This window comes from Roseovarius azorensis (assembly GCF_900109455.1).
Taxonomy (GTDB): domain Bacteria; phylum Pseudomonadota; class Alphaproteobacteria; order Rhodobacterales; family Rhodobacteraceae; genus Roseovarius; species Roseovarius azorensis.
The window spans coordinates 19,590-37,652 of record NZ_FOAG01000015.1; the positions used below are offsets into that span (position 1 = coordinate 19,590).

General features: G+C 60.5%; 14 protein-coding genes and 1 CRISPR repeat array. Of the genes, 5 read left to right on the forward strand and 9 right to left on the reverse strand.

Annotation, left to right across the window (positions count from 1 at the left end; translation table 11 throughout):
• The first annotated feature begins 193 nt into the window (after positions 1–193).
• The 3 genes from BSG08_RS16905 to BSG08_RS19850 all read left to right on the forward strand — a co-directional run bounded on the left by BSG08_RS16905 (position 194) and on the right by BSG08_RS19850 (position 2,401).
• On the forward strand, positions 194–478 hold the full coding sequence (locus BSG08_RS16905; protein ID WP_093039027.1) for a co-chaperone GroES: 285 nt from the start codon (positions 194–196) through the stop codon (positions 476–478).
• Between the two features lie 44 nt (positions 479–522).
• On the forward strand, positions 523–2,160 hold the full coding sequence (gene groL, locus BSG08_RS16910; protein WP_093039028.1) for a chaperonin GroEL: 1,638 nt from the start codon (positions 523–525) through the stop codon (positions 2,158–2,160).
• A gap of 106 nt (positions 2,161–2,266) precedes the next feature.
• Complete coding sequence (locus tag BSG08_RS19850; protein WP_093039029.1) at positions 2,267–2,401, forward strand: hypothetical protein; 135 nt, start codon at positions 2,267–2,269, stop codon at positions 2,399–2,401.
• Positions 2,402–2,493: 92 nt separating this feature from the next.
• Positions 2,494–5,239: a CRISPR direct-repeat array (repeat unit 32 nt; unit sequence GTTTCGATCCACGCCCCCGGGAAGGGGGCGAC).
• Positions 5,240–5,435: 196 nt separating this feature from the next.
• Here the strand turns inward: BSG08_RS19850 and cas2 are convergent.
• The 7 genes from cas2 to BSG08_RS16950 form a co-directional block, all read right to left on the reverse strand.
• Positions 5,436–5,726: a CRISPR-associated endonuclease Cas2 gene (cas2, locus tag BSG08_RS16920; protein WP_093039030.1), complete on the reverse strand. Its 291-nt coding sequence runs from the start codon at positions 5,724–5,726 to the stop codon at positions 5,436–5,438.
• Between the two features lies 1 nt (position 5,727).
• Entirely contained in the window at positions 5,728–6,762 is a 1,035-nt protein-coding gene (gene cas1c / locus BSG08_RS16925) for a type I-C CRISPR-associated endonuclease Cas1c (protein WP_093039031.1), read from the reverse strand.
• The gene (cas4, locus tag BSG08_RS16930) at positions 6,759–7,202 is read right to left on the reverse strand and encodes a CRISPR-associated protein Cas4 (protein WP_245770736.1); all 444 of its coding nucleotides are present in this window, start codon (positions 7,200–7,202) and stop codon (positions 6,759–6,761) included. Before cas4 ends, cas1c begins: the two co-directional genes overlap by 4 nt.
• 193 nt (positions 7,203–7,395) lie before the next feature.
• On the reverse strand, positions 7,396–8,349 hold the full coding sequence (gene cas7c, locus BSG08_RS16935) for a type I-C CRISPR-associated protein Cas7/Csd2 (protein WP_093039032.1): 954 nt from the start codon (positions 8,347–8,349) through the stop codon (positions 7,396–7,398).
• Positions 8,346–10,076: a type I-C CRISPR-associated protein Cas8c/Csd1 gene (gene cas8c, locus BSG08_RS16940; protein ID WP_093039033.1), complete on the reverse strand. Its 1,731-nt coding sequence runs from the start codon at positions 10,074–10,076 to the stop codon at positions 8,346–8,348. The genes cas7c and cas8c overlap by 4 nt, the downstream gene beginning before the upstream one ends.
• Entirely contained in the window at positions 10,073–10,771 is a 699-nt protein-coding gene (gene cas5c, locus BSG08_RS16945; protein ID WP_093039034.1) for a type I-C CRISPR-associated protein Cas5c, read from the reverse strand. Before cas5c ends, cas8c begins: the two co-directional genes overlap by 4 nt.
• A gap of 76 nt (positions 10,772–10,847) precedes the next feature.
• The gene (locus BSG08_RS16950) at positions 10,848–13,067 is read right to left on the reverse strand and encodes a CRISPR-associated helicase/endonuclease Cas3 (protein WP_093039035.1); all 2,220 of its coding nucleotides are present in this window, start codon (positions 13,065–13,067) and stop codon (positions 10,848–10,850) included.
• A 703-nt stretch (positions 13,068–13,770) separates the two neighbouring features.
• Here BSG08_RS16950 and BSG08_RS16955 point away from each other — a divergent pair.
• Entirely contained in the window at positions 13,771–14,229 is a 459-nt protein-coding gene (locus BSG08_RS16955) for a DUF2924 domain-containing protein (RefSeq protein WP_217649908.1), read from the forward strand.
• Positions 14,226–15,923, forward strand: coding sequence for a recombinase family protein (locus BSG08_RS16960; protein ID WP_093039036.1), 1,698 nt, complete (start codon positions 14,226–14,228; stop codon positions 15,921–15,923). The genes BSG08_RS16955 and BSG08_RS16960 overlap by 4 nt, the downstream gene beginning before the upstream one ends.
• 18 nt (positions 15,924–15,941) lie before the next feature.
• Here the strand turns inward: BSG08_RS16960 and BSG08_RS16965 are convergent, their stop codons facing one another.
• Entirely contained in the window at positions 15,942–16,658 is a 717-nt protein-coding gene (locus BSG08_RS16965) for a DUF5681 domain-containing protein (protein ID WP_093039037.1), read from the reverse strand.
• Entirely contained in the window at positions 16,655–17,956 is a 1,302-nt protein-coding gene (locus BSG08_RS16970) for a site-specific DNA-methyltransferase (protein WP_093039038.1), read from the reverse strand. The genes BSG08_RS16965 and BSG08_RS16970 overlap by 4 nt, the downstream gene beginning before the upstream one ends.
• Positions 17,957–18,063 lie beyond the last annotated feature (107 nt).

Here is an 18,063-nt window from a genome sequence, read left to right on the forward strand (position 1 = left end):
TGCCGCCGTTGCGCGGAAAATCCACTTATCCCGGCTGTTCAGATTTTCGCAGCATCTCTATTTTCTTGACGGTATTGTTTACTGACCCGACAGTCACCACTTTAAATGTGTTGGCACTCATGTATGTCGAGTGCCAGAGACTCCCTGAAATCGCCATTTCATATCAGAAACCCCGTAGAAGGAGTCTTTCCAAATGTTTATACCCCTGCATGACCGGGTTTTGGTCCGCCGCATCGAAGGCGATGACAAGACTTCTGGTGGACTGATTATCCCGGACACCGCAAAGGAAAAGCCCCAAGAAGGCGAAGTGGTCTCGGTGGGTACCGGAGCAAGGGACGAAGATGGCAATCGGATCGCCATGGATGTCAAGGCAGGCGACAGGATCCTGTTCGGTAAGTGGTCGGGTACCGAGATCAAGCTCGACGGCGAAGATCTCATGATCATGAAGGAGAGCGACATTCTCGGCGTCATGGCCTGACCCCGACAGCGACGCCGAAATCTCATTCCCAGGAGCACCCCACCATGTCCGCCAAAGACGTCAGATTCAGTACCGATGCCCGCGACCGTATGCTCAAAGGCATCAACACGCTGGCCAACGCCGTAAAGATCACCCTCGGACCCAAGGGCCGGAACGTCATCATCGACAAATCTTGGGGTGCGCCGCGCATCACCAAGGATGGTGTGACCGTCGCCAAGGAAATCGAGCTGTCCGACCATTTCGAGAATATGGGCGCGCAGATGGTCAAGGAGGTCGCGCAGCGCACCAATGACGAGGCTGGCGACGGAACCACGACCGCCACCGTACTCGCCCATGCGATTGTCCGGGAGGGCATGAAGTCGGTCGCGGCCGGGATGAACCCGATGGATCTCAAGCGCGGGATCGACAAGGCAGTCGCTGCGGTTGTGACCGAGATCAAGGCCATGTCCCGACCCGTCGGCAACAGCGACGAGATCGCGAAGGTCGGGGCCATTTCGGCGAACGGAGAAGTCGTGATCGGCCGTCAGATCGCAGATGCGATGGCCAAGGTCGGCAATGAAGGCGTGATCACCGTCGAGGAAAACAAGGGACTGGAAACCGAAACCGAAGTGGTCGAGGGCATGCAGTTCGACCGCGGCTATCTGAGCCCCTATTTCATAACGAATGCTCAGAAGATGGTCGTCGAACTGGAAGACTGCGTCATCTTGCTTCACGAAAAGAAACTGACCTCTCTCATATCCATGGTGCCGCTGCTGGAGGCTGTGATTCAGGCCGACAAGCAACTGCTGATCGTGGCCGAGGATATCGAGGGCGAGGCGCTGGCCACGCTGGTCGTCAACAAGCTGCGCGGCGGACTGAAGGTCGCGGCCGTCAAGGCGCCCGGCTTCGGAGACCGCCGCAAGGCGATGATGGAAGACGTTGCCGTGCTGACGGGCGGTCAGGTGATTTCTGCAGAAGTGGGCACCAAGCTGGAGAATGTTACCATGGATATGCTCGGGTCCGCCAAGAAGGTCGCGATCACCAAGGATGACACGACGATCATCGACGGTGCCGGCGACAAGGACGCGATCGCAGCGCGCGTCAGGCAAATCCGGGCGCAGATCGAGGAGACAACTTCGGACTACGACAAGGAGAAGCTGCAGGAACGGCTGGCCAAGCTTGCCGGCGGCATTGCCGTGATCCGGGTCGGCGGGGCAACCGAGATCGAGGTGAAGGAGCGCAAGGATCGCGTGGACGATGCGCTAAATGCCACCCGCGCTGCGGTTCAGGAAGGTGTCGTGCCCGGTGGCGGCGTGGCACTGGTTCATGCTGGCAAGGTGCTGGCGACGCTGAAGGGTGAGAACAATGATCAGGATGCCGGCATCAAGATCGTCCGCCGCGCGATCCAGGCACCGCTGCGCCAGATTGCCGAAAATGCCGGGATCGACGGATCGGTCGTCGTTGGCAAGGTGATCGAGAGCGACAGCCCGAGCTTCGGTTTCGACGCTCAGGCTGAAGAATACGGCGACTTGCTGAAAGCCGGCGTCATCGATCCGACGAAAGTTGTCCGGATCGCGCTCGAAAACGCCGCGTCCATTGCCGGGCTATTGATCACGACCGAAGCGATGGTCGCGCAAAAGTCCGAGAAGGCCGGCGCCGGCAGCGAAATGTCCGACATGGGTGGAATGGGCGGAATGATGTGAACGGCGGCGTCGCGTGTGCAGGAGCCTCGGGACGCGAAACTTCATTCTTGATGGACACAAACACTCATCAATTCGCCAAGAGAATCCAGAATCAGGAGAAACTGAAATGACCAAAGGTGACAAGCAACGCGGCAACCGTGAAGCGAAGAAGCCCAAGAAGGCGAAGGAAAAGGTCGTTGCAACAGCCGACTTCACGAAGGGCAAAGCCTTGACCAATCTTGGCGAGCACAAAAAGAAATAGGTAGCGGGCAAAGTATCTGACCGTCAATGGAGACGGTGCAGGGTGGCGGCACGACGCGGCGACATGCTGCATCGGCCCCTCGATCACGGACCGTTTCGATCCACGCCCCCGGGAAGGGGGCGACCACCAACCGTCTCGACTGCGTGCCGGATGCGATAGTTTCGATCCACGCCCCCGGGAAGGGGGCGACCGCCACAATTGCGGTTGATTGTCTTGTCGGTTCGTTTCGATCCACGCCCCCGGGAAGGGGGCGACGGCATGTTGCCTCTGCCTCATAGTAAGAGGCTATGTTTCGATCCACGCCCCCGGGAAGGGGGCGACCTACTTCGCCACCCGCGCCGCCACCCCTCATGTGTTTCGATCCACGCCCCCGGGAAGGGGGCGACTTGAGCATACCGACGCAGCCCATGACGCTGCGGTGTTTCGATCCACGCCCCCGGGAAGGGGGCGACCGCCACCAGCAATTGAAGGCCGAATGTTTCCATCTGTTTCGATCCACGCCCCCGGGAAGGGGGCGACGTCGCGGGATGGGCTATTTAATGTCTGGTGGGATGTTTCGATCCACGCCCCCGGGAAGGGGGCGACTAGCGAATCTGTGGCTTGGTTGCTTGCCATCCTCGTTTCGATCCACGCCCCCGGGAAGGGGGCGACTTGCCCCGAGCGGATCGCATCGGCCAAAACCTTTGTTTCGATCCACGCCCCCGGGAAGGGGGCGACGTCACCATGGAGGTGAGCGAATTGCAGGCCATGAAGGTTTCGATCCACGCCCCCGGGAAGGGGGCGACGATCATTTTGTTGAGCGCGTCTTGGGTGTTTGTGATGTTTCGATCCACGCCCCCGGGAAGGGGGCGACGGACACAACCGTTACCGTGCTTTCTGTTGCGGCGGGTTTCGATCCACGCCCCCGGGAAGGGGGCGACCGGGCGCTCGCGGCCTTTATGTGGGGGGGGAGGGGTTTCGATCCACGCCCCCGGGAAGGGGGCGACGGGCATTGATCCGACAGCGGCGGCTTCTATCTGGTGTTTCGATCCACGCCCCCGGGAAGGGGGCGACCATGGACCGCTTAGCAGCTAAATGTTGATGAAACGTTTCGATCCACGCCCCCGGGAAGGGGGCGACCACTGCTGGGCGAAAACCGTGACAGCTTGCGAAGTTTCGATCCACGCCCCCGGGAAGGGGGCGACCTTGGCATAGACGCATGGTGTGGTCGCCTGATAGTTTCGATCCACGCCCCCGGGAAGGGGGCGACTATCCGGCCAAGCCTCGCGGAGTCGTTGTTCAGTGTTTCGATCCACGCCCCCGGGAAGGGGGCGACTTCTGCTTGTCGGGACGCCAGCAAAGGATGGTGGGTTTCGATCCACGCCCCCGGGAAGGGGGCGACCTCTTCTCTACTCTACTCTTCTCTACTCTGCTTGTTTCGATCCACGCCCCCGGGAAGGGGGCGACTACAACCCACTGCGTGCCCGAAACGCCGTTTTCCAGTTTCGATCCACGCCCCCGGGAAGGGGGCGACGTAGCGCGGGATAAAGCCGTATTGCAGCATAAGCTGTTTCGATCCACGCCCCCGGGAAGGGGGCGACGGTTCCGGCGCGGGGCAGGATCAGGGTCATCAGCCGTTTCGATCCACGCCCCCGGGAAGGGGGCGACTGGCGGTGTGACTGTCGGTGCGCACGGCGGCATCGTTTCGATCCACGCCCCCGGGAAGGGGGCGACCTTGTTGATTTGCGGGCTGGGCTGGACCGAAACGGTTTCGATCCACGCCCCCGGGAAGGGGGCGACGGGCTACCGTCAGGCACGGTATTGAGGCGGCGGAGTTTCGATCCACGCCCCCGGGAAGGGGGCGACTGGGCGTCGACAGATTGGGATGCGTGATGATCAGTTTCGATCCACGCCCCCGGGAAGGGGGCGACGTAAGCCTCCTGACCTTCGGCTGCGAATTTGGGCAGTTTCGATCCACGCCCCCGGGAAGGGGGCGACCCGCTGCCCTGACTGCTCACCGCGCCAAACGCCCGTTTCGATCCACGCCCCCGGGAAGGGGGCGACAACGGACGCGAACTACGCGCGAGCGACCGACATAGTTTCGATCCACGCCCCCGGGAAGGGGGCGACCAACAGCCGATGTCGTGCTGCCCGACACGGTGCGGTTTCGATCCACGCCCCCGGGAAGGGGGCGACCTCGAACCCCACCGGGATTACTGGTGGTCTCGAGGGTTTCGATCCACGCCCCCGGGAAGGGGGCGACACTGCCAGGGCAGAAGCTCCAGCTCACGGTGCCAGTTTCGATCCACGCCCCCGGGAAGGGGGCGACATGGCATTGCCGGTGTTCGGCAGCGTCCGATTCGGTTTCGATCCACGCCCCCGGGAAGGGGGCGACGCTCGGTCGCGTCAACCGTCAGGGCGTTCTGGCGGTTTCGATCCACGCCCCCGGGAAGGGGGCGACAATCCTCCCAATCATCCCAGATGATCCGATTGGGTTTCGATCCACGCCCCCGGGAAGGGGGCGACCCTGCCAGTGCGGGCAAGTCCCGCGCGGCCTGAACCAGTTTCGATCCACGCCCCCGGGAAGGGGGCGACCCGTAACGGGCTGCACAGGCTCATGCTGCGGGAAGTTTCGATCCACGCCCCCGGGAAGGGGGCGACCGCACGTCGGGGATTCCTGACCGTCGAACGAACAGTTTCGATCCACGCCCCCGGGAAGGGGGCGACTCTGGCGCCCGCCGATCTGGTCGGGCGTCTGGTCGTTTCGATCCACGCCCCCGGGAAGGGGGCGACCCGGCAGCGGCAAAAGCGAAAAGGGAAAGGGAGAGTTTCGATCCACGCCCCCGGGAAGGGGGCGACTCTGTGGGGTATAGGCTGTTGTTCAAATTGAGTAAATTGGGAGTAAGTTGCGGAGGTGGGCGACACATTAACCCTTCAGCAGGCTGAGCGGCCTAGAAGTTTGCGGTTTTTCAACAATTTCAAAGAGCTATCGCATCTGCGAACATTGGCTTAAAATTGTCACGCTTGGGGTTCGCAATGGGCGTGCGAGACTAATTTAGATGATAAGTGGTCCGTTCAGGTCAGTGGCAGGTTTCGCGCCGACGTGTTCAACTTTGCGCGTCCAGTTTGCACCCAGATAGTAGTATCGCAGGCTGTCGAACGAGGGTTTGATTATCCCTTCAAGCCGCGCTTTCAGCTTGGCCCATTGAGCGGGGTCCACTTCGATCTCGAAGACGGAAAACTGCACGCGCTGGCCAAAATCTTCGCAGGCACGGGCGACCTGACGCAAGCGTTTTTTACCGCCTTCCTCAAGCGTATTGACGTCATAAGTGACCAAAACCAACATGTCAGCTCCAGAACCAAGGGGGATAGGCGTCAATATCGCCGCGCAGGTGGCGGGCCAGCATCTGTGCCTGAAGATAGGGCACCAAGCCAAAGGGGGCCTTTTCGGCAAGGAAGGGATGCAGGCGCTCTTCCTTCTTGCGCTCTTGCCAAGCGGTCAGCACCAATTTGCGGGCGTCGTCGGTCAATAGCACTGCACCGGTTTCCATCTGTTGGAAATCTCGAGCGCGAAGCTGTCGTCGGTTAACCAGCGACAGAGCGAGACGGTCGACCAATGGGGGGCGCAATTCTTCCATCAGATCAAGCGCCAGACTTGGGCGGCCGGGCCGGTCGCGGTGCAAAAAGCCGACAGCCGGATCGAGCCCCACCGCCTCGCAGGCAGAGCGGCAGTCATGGGTCAGGAGCGTGTAGAGAAATGAAAGCAGAGCGTTCATGGCGTCCAGTGGCGGGCGACGTGAGCGCTTTGTCCAGCGTAATTCGGGGTCGGGCGCGCGAATGAGGTAATCGAAAATCGCGAAATAGAGGGTGGCAGCCTCGCCCTCCGAGCCGCGCATCTGATCCACCGTCGTATCCGCAAGCTGCACCCGACGCAGAATGAGCGCCATGCGCTCAGTTGTTGTTTCTAGGGCAGCTCGAATGAGTGGATCGATTTCAGAACCGTAGTCGCGCAAGGACCGGCGGATCACGGCGCGCTGGTTTGCGATCTTACCCATGACGATGGATCGAACGATATCTTCGGCGCTGTCTGCCACCCGGTATTGCGCGCGGCGCAGGAGGACATTGCCAGAGACCGGACCTTCTATCCGAGCCTGAAAGCGGCCGATCCGGTCAAGCAGGACGATGGTGATACCGCGTTCAGCGCAGATGCCGATCAGCGCGGGCGAAATCAAGATCGGGCCGAAGGTCACAACCGAGGCCAGCATATGGAGGGGCACACGCTTCTTTTCAGCGCCCTCGATCTCGGCCACCAGATTTTCGCCGTCTTTTTTCAGTGCGGCACCTTCGGTTGTGACATAAATGGTGTTCAGCAGCTTTTTCATGGCGCCTCTAGTGCCTTGGACAGCATCTGATCGCGCCATTGCCTCACTGGGCGATTAACGGATTCTGGGCGGCAAAGCTCCAGCAGGGAGCAGGCTCGACAACGCGTGCGGTGCGGGGTGGGTGGCGGTGTTTGACGGCTGGCAAGCACAGTGGCGAGATCGGCGATGGTGGCTTCTGTCAGCGCACGGAGCTGGGTGTCGAATGGAACGGTGGACCGGCGCTTTGTTTGGGCATAGAACAGCGCACCCGTAGGCACGCGTTGGCCGGTCATCTCTTCAAGGCAAAGAGCCTGCGCGCAGAGCTGCACCTCATCCGCGCGGTGTAGCTTGGGCTTGCCACGTTTGTATTCGACAGGGAAAGGGGTTTCTCCCTGAAACTCTACGAGATCAGCTACTCCCGTCAGGTTTAGTCGTTTTGAGGCCAGCGGCAGCGATAGCACCCGCCGCACTCCACGCGCCCTGCGGCTGCCGCCCTTGTCGGCACGGCATGCAGCACATCACCCTCGGCGGTAAAGCGGTTCTCGGCCCAGAGCCGTTCTAAATGAATCAGGGCCGCCTGCCGCAAGCAATACACCGCATGCTGCACCGCCGAGAGAGGGATCGGTTCCATCTCGGCAGGCAGGGGAGGCATGGTCAGAGCAATTCAAGAATTTCAACACCGATTGGCAATCCCTCGCGGTCGATGCTGATCATATAGTCGCTGAACTTCCGCGCCGGTCGAAGGTTGCCGAGGCCGGCGTCATCGGCGGCTCGAAATTCGCCATCGACATTTCGGCCAATTTTCACACGGTCGAACAGGAGGTGCGCCGGGGCATTGCCAAGCGCGCTGTCATGGCGGAAAGCGATGAGCTTGCGAGTGGTCATCTCTCCCCGTGCAGCAGAGCGGTCATGTTCAAACATGTTGGCAAGTGCCTCGAACAACAAGTCCAGATCGGCCTCTGAAAACCCAGTGCGCTCAGCGAACTTGGCCGAAATGAACCCGTGCGCGAAATACAGGCCGTAAGGCACGATATGTTTGCGCCCCATTGTCCTGTTGTCGGTGCGGGTATCACTTTCCTCTGCGCCCTCGGCACGTTTTTTCTGCTCAGCCTCATTGGTGGCGGCCATCCGGGTAATTGAAATCTCCATGGGCAGCACCGGCTCCACCGAGTTGGCAAAGGTGATCTGCACGGGTCCCTTGACCTGTCCGCAATTGATGCCGGTCGACATGACGGCGCCGAAGGTGCGCACGTCGAAGAAGTTTCGGCACATCCAGTCGCGCAATTCTCTCGCCTCTGTATCGTCTTTTGGATTCAGCTTGGCTTCCTTTTTGCCTGTGCCCTCCCCTCTCAGGGCAGTATACGCTTGTCGGTGTTTTTCGTTCAGGATCGACCCTTCCTGAACATAGATGTGATGGCCTGCCTCACCAGTGCGGGCCAATTCCACGTAGTTGCGGATCTTTCGCTTTAGGCTGACATCGGTGACAAGGCCGTGGTTGGTTTCAGGGTCAAGCCGTGGAAGGTTGCCTGCGTCGGGGTCACCGTTGGGGTTGCCATTGGTGACTTCGAAAATCAGCACAAAATCATGGCGTCGGGAAAGTGTGGTCATTCTGTCACCTCGGGTGTTTTGTCGGCATGCTTGCGGAAAAAATCGCTGCGCTGGTGGTAATAGCCGAGACCAAACAGTGCCTGCTCAGCAGAATTCAACGATGCGGGAATTGGGTCATCGCAGGGATCCATCAGATCGGTGATTGACGTCAACAGCTTTTCCAGATTGACGGCTCTGCCGGGCGAAACCTTGCGCAGCTTGGAAAAATGGTTCTGCGATCCCGCATCCAGCGTGCGGTAAACCTTCTGTGGAGTGGCCGAGGCTGCGCCATAGAACTTGTCTTTGATGGTCGCGTTCACATTGGCGCCCAATGCAGCGCGCTGCACTTCTTCATAGACGGCGAACAGACGCCCGAGCATGTAGCCCTTGTTGGTATTGGCGGGATCTAGCGCCACGGGAGCCTCCTTTGATTTGAAATTACGGATCAGAACAGATTTCAGAATGGCCGCGCGCAGCGCGTTCACTTCGCCATCGGAGCGGATGCGCATCAGCGTGGTGGACAAAAGCGTCAGCGGATAGCCCGCCCCGGTCAGGATCGCGCGCATCCATTCCCCCGCAATCAGCGGCGGCACATTCTCGCGCTTGCCTTGCACGGCCAGTTCGACCAGATAACGCCACAATGGCGGCCAGCCATTTCGTGGAGGCGGCTGCAATGCGGTGTCGGACAAGTATCGTTGATAGTTTTCGGTCAGCACGCCGAAATCTCCGGTCCAGTAGAAACGCACGCAAAGCCGCGCCGCGTTGGGCGCAAGGCCAAGAACATGAAAACGCACGTTTTGCGACAGTTCCGGTTGGACGTCGGTCAAACGTGCTCCTCTGCGGATTGCCTCCAACTTGTCGCCGATCTTGGCGGTTTCCACGCTATCCTCAGCGCGGGGGTCGAAGAAGGCGCTGAAATAGCTTTCGGCCTGCTCTGCGGTGTCCGGTTCGGCATCTGCCCAGAATACCGTCGAAGTATCACCGATCTGGATACGGTGGTTGCTGTCCTTCTCCAGAAAGCGGTTCAGTGCGGTGGTATAGGCAAAGGCGGCGGCCTCGGATACCGGGGCGTTGTCGCCTTGATCGTGGCCATAAGAGGTAAAGGCGTCGAGGTTGAACGATATCAGGCTGGCCCCGGAGGATTGCGCCCCCCAAACGCCCTTTATTGAGGGGTGCAGCCGAGCCACCGGGCCGGGGGTGCCGGTGACGAGGCAGATCTGCGGGTCAGAAGCTGATGCAACCCCGAGTTGACGCCAGAGCGCGCGGGCGGCGGGTCGGTCGTGTAAGAACTCGAACTCTCCGGACAGACGAAAGACGATGTTCTGGTCGCGGGTCTCCTCGTCCCAGAGCGGGGGAGCGAAAGATATGGGTTCCCAGCGTTCCAGAAAAAGGCGTAGAGCCAGAAGTCCAGCATCGGTAGCTTCGCTCAGCCATTCCAGATGTTTCTCGCGGAACTTTGCATGTTCCTCAGCGGTGCGTTTCCCCTCGGCTACTGTGACGCCGAGCACATAGGCGGATTTGTCCCACAGAAAGTTCGGCGCGATTCCGGCGGTGCGCTTTACAGCCTGCGGCACCAACATCATTTTCGGACTGCGTTTTTTGTCGGTATCGCGCAGGTCGATTACTTCGGCTACGGAGCCATCGGCGTTAAGAACGACGCAGAACCCTATCTTTTCGGATGAAAACCCATAGGGCGGGGCGTCGGGTAGTCGGTCATAGGCGCGGGTGAGCGCGGCGATCAGGCTCATCGCTTTACCTCGGGGCTGCCAGGTTGCGGAACTTCCATCACGCCATCCTGCAGGCTTGCGCGGAATAGGAGCGAGGGGCGGCCGGGCGCGGCGTGGTCGATGTCCCACAGCATGTAGCCGAGGTCGCGCGGCGCGCCAAAGCCAAGATCGGGAGTTTCCGCCTGCGCGTTGCGGGCGGGCAGAGGGGCGCCGGGCGGGACAAGCTCGAAACCGGCGGCGAATTCGCGCGCGCCAAGGCAGGGCTGGTGAAAGCATTGACCCTTGGCGGCCCGGCGGTTGAAGATGTCCAGATGCTTGCCTTCGGTTTCGCTGGCCTCGGCACGTGCGGTCAGGACAAAATGCGCCTCGATGACATAACGCGGACCCACCAATACGGTGGAGGCGCGCTGTTGGCGATCTTCATCGACCAGAATTTGCACTCCCTGCATATCGCCCCGGTTCACCGCGCGTTTGATGGTGCCCGCCGGGGCCTTGTGCCCCACCTCGTTGCGGCGGATCGACTGAAAACGGATCGGTTCAAGCACATGGATGCTGTCGATCACCCAGCAGATTGCAGGCTTCCAGTGGATCGCCTCAAGTATGCCGCGTGCCGCAGAGGGGGTGATAACATCATAGCTGACGCGCTCGACTTTGAGCTCGGGGCGGGTGAACAGTCCGTGCTGGCCCCAGACGTGCAGACGAATGCCATAAGCCATTTAATACCCTCAAATTGCATTTAAGTTACCGCATTTGGTGTATGTCACAAGGCCAAATGTTCTTCAGATTGAAGAATCAGAATATGCCATCCTCCAGATACTCTGCGTCTTCCCAACGCAGCCCGCTGTCCTGATGGTAGAGGGTCTTCGTTTCCAGCACGCAAAACTGGTCGCCACGCAGGTGGGGGGCGTGGAAACTGGCGTGGCCGTTCTGGATCATCAGGGCGCGCGCCTTTTGTGGCACCTGCACCGTGTAGGATTGAAGCGCGCGGGCGATGGGGCCGGAGTGCCGTTGTTCAAATCCAAGGTGGGAAATTTCGGCCTTGGCTTCGGGTTCGATGGCTATGATTACAGGCACCATGATACTGTCGATCATGCGATATCTCTCTGCAGTGCTGCGATAGGGGAAATTGGTGCCGGCGCGACCAAAAACAAACGCATCGATCATCGGTTGTCCCATGCGCTCGGGGCCATGGGTCCAGTAGACCTGTTCGAACCAGTCGCGGATTGCCTCAGGTGAAAGCAGGTCTTCAAACCGCTGGGCCGTGCTCCGCATCGCTGCAATCAGGGGTTTTAATGAAGTGGGGACCGGCTGACCGGGCGCTTCGAACACGGTCAGTGTGCTGGCTTTTAATGGGTTCTTGCCTTCGCGGTTCACGCGCCCGGCGGATTGCACAATGCTGTCCAGCCCGGTTTCTGCCCGCCAGCCCTTTGGAAAATCGACATCAACCCCGGCTTCGATCAAGCTCGTTGCAATCAGTCGGCATGAGGTGCCGTCCTTCAGGCGTTGTCGAACAGCACTTAGGATGCGGCGGCGATGAGCCGGGTATTGACGGGTTGTTAGGTGAACCGCGCCGTCCAGACCCTCGGCTTGCACCGCCTGAAACAGTTCTAACGCGTGTTTGCGGCTGTTCACGATCACCATGCCTTGTGGTGTGTCGCGCAAGGTCTCGATAAGTGCCGTATCCTCCATCGCGCCGCCCTGCACGATCCGAGCGCGGCGCAGACGACTGGCCAGTGCGACCGGATCAGGAGCTAATTCCCGCCCTTCCAGTGGCAAGCCACCCTTCTTTAATTGTCGGCTGTCAAAGGCGGGCTGCGTTGCCGTGCAAAGCACAATGCTGCAGCCGTATTTTGAACCCAGCGTGTCGATCATCCGAAGCGTCGGGATAAGCAGCGATCGTGGCAGGCTCTGCGCCTCGTCCAGCACGATTACCGATCCGGCGATATTGTGCAGTTTGCGACAGCGCGAGGGGCGGGCGGCAAAGAGGCTCTCGAACAGTTGCACATTGGTAGTGACAACCAGCGGTGCCGCCCAGTCCTCCATCGCTAGCCGGGCTTTGGCGCGTTCTTCCTGGCCCGGCTTCTCGGTGTCTATGGCCGAGTGATGTTCCAGCACGATATCGCCGAACAGGTCGCGGAATGTTGCGGCGGTTTGGTCGATGATCGATGTATAGGGGATGGCATAGATGATACGGCGATGCCCATGCCGAGCGGCGTGATCCAGAGCGAACCCAAGGCTCGCCAAAGTCTTGCCACCGCCTGTCGGCACGGTAAATGTGAACAACCCCGGCGGCAGGGTTGCTTTGGCGCGGCTATGAGCAAGCACTTCTGCGCGAAGGAGGTTCAGATCGGTTGTTTCTGTGAACCGCGCCATATGGGTGTCGAACCGAGCACGTAAATCGGGCAAGAGATCTGGCAGTGCAGGCCAGTCCCGATCTTTCTTGCGGCCCTCCAACTGATCATAAAATGCCTCGGTGTCCCGGAAATCACCGTCAACAAGGCAGGAGAAGACCATCCGTCCAGCCACGGACAGGTCAAAGCTGCTTGTGTCATTGCGCAATTTGGCTGAGATCTCCGCCAGCAGCGGCGCAAGCTCGACTTGTGCCGTCGCGGTGACGTTTGGTGGGACATTGTCCTGGAATCGGTCCAGCCGTTGGACCATGCTGGCGTCTGACCCTGTCGCATCAGGCAATCCAGCGTGATGGCCGAGGATTGCATAGGCCACAAGCTCGGCCACAAGGAGTTCCTCTCCTTTTGCGCGTTTCAGCAGAAGGGCTGCCCCGGCTGTCGAGTGATCTACGCGGTCAGCAGTTCCCATCAGGCGCCGCTGAAACGCCAGATCATGTTTGCCGAAATCGTGCCAGGCACCGGCCAGGCAGGCCGTGTGCTCGAGGCCGATTTTCGCGCCTCGTCCAGCCGCCAGAAGCGCCGTTTCTCGCAAATGGTCAGAGAGTGTTTGCCAGTCGCTTTGATCGTCAGTAGACCCAGAATGAGCGAAAGGACCGATTGTCATCCCAGTAGTCCCGGATAGGAAGATGCATTGCGACACCATCAAATCTTGAGCGCAAAGTCCATCGTATAGTATTATCCTTTATAATGATAAACGCTCAGAAACCTTTCGACGTTGGCTTAGAAGATGTAAGATTGGAGACTATCTGAGAGTGTCGTGATTAAGGTCTGTTGACGTTCAATTCCCATTTGGTGTGAGTTCTGATTCAAGGTTGCGAACAGAGGAGAGCAACCTTGACCCGACGTGCCCTGACTGACGCCCAATGCGTCCAGCCGGGACGCGCGGCGAGGGTGAGATCGCTCCGTGGACTGCGGCAACGACCGCGCACACCACTTCGATCCACCCGACCCTGAACGCAAACATACGGCCCCAAGCGGTGACCGCGGAGAGAACCTCAGAGCCCGGCACGCAGGATGGAACGTTGAAAGATTGGCTCATGACCAAGGCGATTAGTGAACGTCCTCGGACACTATCAGCCGGCCCGTCGAGATTGCCGATGGAGCGCATTCGCCCCGTGTCCTTGCACCCGCGGGGCTCCTCTGCAATCCCCTCGTCCAAGCCAGTTTTCCCGCAACGACATTCTTCCCGATCAGACTGGACAAGTGCGCGGATCCGAGCATTGCTGAGACCGTGCCCGAGGTGAGTTCGGGCTGCTTCCGGTACAGGGGCCGGCAAGGGGTTGGCCCGTGATATCGGGAGATCGACCATGGCCCAAGTCACGACCGAGCCAGCCAGGCACAAGCCAAACAAGCCATCACTGACCACCGCCGCAGAGATCGAACTGATGGAGCGACCCGACCTGTGCGCGCTCTGGCAGGAGATATTCGGCACCGCACAACCAAAGAGCCTGAGCCGACCCTTCCTGCGCCGGGCACTGGCCTTCGAGGCGCAGGCCCGCACAATGGGGGGATTACCGAATGGGTTGGTTGCACGGTTGGAGCGCATGATTGGCGACGAGGCGCCAAAACGCAGTCCGGAGTTGCAAGCAGGAGCACGGTTGCTGCGCGAGTGGAACGGTGTGACGCATGTCATCGATGTGACCGAACATGGCTTTCGTTGGCGCAACACCACATACCGCTCGCTCTCGGCCATTGCCCGAGAGATCACCGGGGCGCACTGGTCCGGACCACGCTTCTTTGGTCTGTCGGGGAAGGCGGTGCGATGAACCAGAGAATTCGCTGCGCCATCTATACGCGCAAATCCTCGGATGACGGGCTTGACCAGGAGTTCAACTCGCTTGATGCCCAGCATGAGGCCTGTGCGGCCTATGTCACCAGCCAGCGCGGCGAGGGGTGGAGTCTTCTGCCTGCACGCTACGACGATGGTGGGGTCTCCGGTGGCACGCTGGAGCGCCCGGCGTTGTACAGGCTGATGGAGGACGTGGATGCGGGGCGCATTGACATGATCGTCGTCTACAAGATCGACCGGCTGACACGGTCACTGTCGGATTTTGCCAGACTGGTGGACCGGTTCGAGGCGGCAGACTGTTCCTTCGTGTCGGTCACGCAGGCCTTCAACACATCCTCGTCGATGGGACGGCTCACACTCAACATGCTTCTGAGCTTTGCCCAATTCGAGCGCGAGGTCACCGCCGAGCGCATCCGCGACAAGATCGCGGCGTCAAAGAAGCGCGGTCTCTGGATGGGTGGTGTGTCCCCCCTCGGCTATGACGCCCATCCCGACCCCAATACCCGTAGCCTCGTGATCAACGAGGCCGAGCGCAGCACGGTCGAGCGTCTCTTCGCGCTTTACGAGGCGCTAGGCTGCCTGCGGGCAGTCAAGCAGCAAGCGGACCGACTTGGCCTGCGCTCCAAGCGGCACAGCTTCTCGACCGGCCGCGTGCAAGGCGGCGGAAAGCTCTCCCGGGGCCAGATCCACTACATTCTCTGCAATCCGATCTATGCGGGCCGGATCCGCCACAAGGACAAGATCTTTGACGGCCTGCACCCTGCCATCATCGACGATGCGCTCTGGGACTGCGTTCAGGTCAGGTTGCAAGCAGCCAGTGCCAGACCCAGAACCAACGGCAAATCGGTGGACCACCAGCACGGCGCAAACGTGGCCTCACCGCTCACAGGTAAATTCCGCGATGCGACCGGGGACCGTCTGACGCCGAGCCACACGCAGAAGGGCAGGGCGCGCATCCGTTATTATGTCTCTAACCGATTGCTGTCCGGCGCAAAGGATCCGAGCGGCTGGCGCCTGCCGGCTGCGGCCTTCGAGACGTCGGTCGCTAACACCGTGGCAAACCACCTTGATCAGGCCGCCCGGCGTCATGCCTTGCTGGAGCATCCGGAGGTCAGGGCAGGGGAGGATCATGTCGAGCTCGGCCAAGCATTGGCCGCGCGCCTTCGAACCAGTGATGTCGGGACCTTGTCCGACCTTGTCCGCGAGGGACATCTGGACCGGGGGCGCATCACGATCCATCTCAATAGCGCCATGCTGGCTAATGTATTGGATATTGACCCGTCGGCATTGGCCCGCGAGGCGCTGACCTGCACCGCCCCGTTCGACCTCCGGCGGCGCGGTGTCGAGACGAAGATCATCGTCGGGGATGTTTTTTGCGGCCCTGATCATGTTCTGCTGCGGGGATTGGCGAAAGGGCATAAATGGGCGGCGGAGCTGCAATCAGGCACGCCCATCTCGGTGATAGCAAAACGCGAGCGGGTCACGGAGGCCTATATCCGCCCGCGTGCCCAGCTTGCCTATCTTACCCCGCGTATCCAGACCGCGATCCTCGACGGATCCCTGCCGCCTGAGCTGACACTGGAGACGCTGGTACGCGCCCGGCTGCCGTTGGACTGGAGGGTGCAGGAACGGATGTTGGGGTTCGAGAGCGCTCGGCCGGGTGCGGCGTGACCCTCCGAGGATCTGTCCTCAATACCCGATCCTGTCGAGGACCTGGTCGATAAGGCCCAGTATCTTCTGGGTTTGCGCGAGATCATCCTCCATGAACTTGCGGGTTTTGCGGTTTTTCTCGGTGTCCAGATGTTCGAGGAGATAGTCGCGCTCATCTTCAAAGTTCTTGCGCCGTTCCCGCCAAACCTCCAGTTCCTTGAGATCGTCCTTGGTCATCGGGCCCTGGATCCATGCGGTTCCCTTGTTCATGTCGATCCGCACCTGATCGGGATGCGGCAGGGGGGCAGGGAGATGTGTGATGCCCATCTGCGCGCGTCTTTGCAATTCCCGCTCCCAATCGACCTTGTAGGCGATCGCGGTCTGCAGCCACTCATCGGAGAGCTGCTTGTTCTGCCGCTCGGTAGTGGCCAGCATCTCTGCAAAGAGCCGCTGCGCCCGGTGCTGGCCCTTGGCGGCATTGACCGCGAGGGCGCGCATGACGGCTTGCGCCATCGGCACGGTCACATTGCGATCGCCGTCGCGCACGGTGATGTCGCGGTAGGCCTCATCGAGAATGATGTCCTTGAGACGTTCCTCGTTGAGCGCCGGTCGCTTGTTCTTCGCCCCCCTCGGACGCCCCATCGGATTACCCGACTGCCCGGGCTTGAAGCGCGTGTCTTTCGGTGGCTTTGCATAGCCCACCTCGTAGTCGGCATCGGGCTTGTGCACAAGCAGCCTGGTTTTTTCTCCGCTCATTCAGCTGCCTCCAAAGTCGTGTCCTGAGTTTGCCAGCCGCACAGGACGCGCTCGGCATCGTCTTTGGCATGGGCTTCCCAGCGGGCGAGGATGCGATTGCAATAGATCGGGTCAAGCTCGCAAAGATATCCGCGCCGCCCGGTCTTCTGGGCGGCGATCAGCGTCGAGCCCGAGCCGCCAAAAAGATCGAGCACGATCTCCCCGCGTCCCGAGACATCGCGGATCGCATCGGCAATCATCTGTACCGGCTTGACCGTGGGATGCAGCGCCAGCTCCTCCATCCTGTTCCCGTGCCGACTGTTGGCGCCGCGATACTCCCAGACATTGGTGCGGTAGCGCCCGTGCTGGCCCAGTTCGAAGGTGTTGATGTGAGGAGCATCGCCCTTCTTGAAGACGAAGATCAGCTCGTGGCGCGAGCGGTAGAAAGTGCCCATGCCGCCATTGTCCTTGGCCCAGACGATCAGGTTCTTCAGCGCGTCATAGACCGCGTGACCCGCTTCCAGCATCTCCGTCATGTGGCGCCAGTCCATGCAGAGGAAATGGATCGACCCGTCCAGGCTGTGATCGGCCATGTTGCGGAAGGCGGTTTCCAGAAAGGCGGTGAACTGTGATCTGCTCATTTCGCCCGAGGCCATGGCGAACTCCCGGTGCTGGATCTTGCCGGAATTACCCACATGACCGTCGATCTTCACATTGTAGGGCGGATCACTGAACACCATTCGCGCCGTCTCACCCGCCATCAACGCTGCAACCACCTGGCGATCCAGCGCATCACCGCAGATCAGGCGATGTGGACCCAACTTCCAGATATCCCCTGGCCGCACCCGTGCCGGCACCGCTCCCGGCATCACATCATCCTCCGGATCGCCCGGCTCCTCGGGGGCCACGCTTTCCATTACCCCGTCGATCTCGGGGATCGAGAAGCCGGTGATCGAGACATCGAAGTCGAGATCGGCGGACATCAGCGCCCCGAGCTCCGCCGCCAGAATCTCCTCGTCCCAGCCGGCATTCAGCGCCAGCTTGTTGTCGGCCAGAACGTAGGCGCGCTTCTCGACCTCGCTCATATAGTCCAGCCGCAGGCAGGGCACCTCCCCTAGCCCAAGGAGTTTTGCCGCCTCCACCCGGCCGTGCCCGGCAAGGATCGTGCGGGTCCCGTCGATAAGCACCGGGTTGGTGAACCCGAAGGTTTCGATGCTGTTCGCGATCTGGCGGATCTGTTTTTTGGAATGGGTCCGGGCATTCCGCGCCCAGGGTCTGAGATCGCTGATCGCAATCCTCTCTATATTCGCTTGGGTCATTGCGACCTCCTGTTGGTTGTTGCCTGCTTCGATCCACCGGAATCACTCCGGCGGCCTCATTCGTAAGATATATCAAACGACTTGGCATGCCGTCAATCATACCGTAT

Coding starts and splice junctions, on each gene's coding strand:
- BSG08_RS16905 (WP_093039027.1), top strand. CDS start 194: ATGTTTATACCCCTGCATGACCGGGTTTTGGTCCGCCGCATCGAAGGC.
- groL (WP_093039028.1), top strand. CDS start 523: ATGTCCGCCAAAGACGTCAGATTCAGTACCGATGCCCGCGACCGTATG.
- BSG08_RS19850 (WP_093039029.1), top strand. CDS start 2,267: ATGACCAAAGGTGACAAGCAACGCGGCAACCGTGAAGCGAAGAAGCCC.
- cas2 (WP_093039030.1), bottom strand. CDS start 5,726: ATGTTGGTTTTGGTCACTTATGACGTCAATACGCTTGAGGAAGGCGGT.
- cas1c (WP_093039031.1), bottom strand. CDS start 6,762: ATGAAAAAGCTGCTGAACACCATTTATGTCACAACCGAAGGTGCCGCA.
- cas7c (WP_093039032.1), bottom strand. CDS start 8,349: ATGACCACACTTTCCCGACGCCATGATTTTGTGCTGATTTTCGAAGTC.
- cas8c (WP_093039033.1), bottom strand. CDS start 10,076: ATGAGCCTGATCGCCGCGCTCACCCGCGCCTATGACCGACTACCCGAC.
- cas5c (WP_093039034.1), bottom strand. CDS start 10,771: ATGGCTTATGGCATTCGTCTGCACGTCTGGGGCCAGCACGGACTGTTC.
- BSG08_RS16950 (WP_093039035.1), bottom strand. CDS start 13,067: ATGACAATCGGTCCTTTCGCTCATTCTGGGTCTACTGACGATCAAAGC.
- BSG08_RS16955 (WP_217649908.1), top strand. CDS start 13,771: ATGGCCCAAGTCACGACCGAGCCAGCCAGGCACAAGCCAAACAAGCCA.
- BSG08_RS16960 (WP_093039036.1), top strand. CDS start 14,226: ATGAACCAGAGAATTCGCTGCGCCATCTATACGCGCAAATCCTCGGAT.
- BSG08_RS16965 (WP_093039037.1), bottom strand. CDS start 16,658: ATGAGCGGAGAAAAAACCAGGCTGCTTGTGCACAAGCCCGATGCCGAC.
- BSG08_RS16970 (WP_093039038.1), bottom strand. CDS start 17,956: ATGACCCAAGCGAATATAGAGAGGATTGCGATCAGCGATCTCAGACCC.